Origin of the sequence: Paenibacillus sp. MAEPY2 (genome assembly GCF_000499205.1) — a bacterium.
GTDB lineage: Bacteria > Bacillota > Bacilli > Paenibacillales > Paenibacillaceae > Paenibacillus > Paenibacillus vandeheii.
Window position 1 is genome coordinate 1 of record NZ_AWUK01000128.1, and the last position, 314, is coordinate 314.

The 314-nt window shown below is 56.7% G+C and carries 1 protein-coding gene; it reads right to left on the reverse strand.

Annotated features, from left to right (window positions below):
• Positions 1–314, reverse strand: a 314-nt coding sequence (locus P364_RS37230) for a beta-ketoacyl synthase N-terminal-like domain-containing protein (protein WP_036695189.1), incomplete at both ends; no start/stop codon positions are given.

A 314-nucleotide genomic window follows, 5' to 3' on the forward strand; every position in this document is an offset into this window, starting at 1 on the left:
TTGCCGCCGTGATTCAAGGCAGACCCTTTGATCACGCCGTAAATCCGGTCCCCGTCTGCAACCGCTTGTGCAAGCGGCTTTAACAGGACAGCACCCACGCCTTCACCCGGCACATACCCGTCGCCCCCTTCACCAAAGCTCTCACACCGGCCTTTGCTGGACAGGAATCGTCCTTGAGACAACATGATATATTTGTTCGGGTGGACTGACACATTCACCCCGCCCGCGACCGCAACCTGACACTCGTTCTGTCTTAGACTCTGACACGCCAGATGAATGGAGGTCAGCGAAGACGAACACATCGTATCCACCGC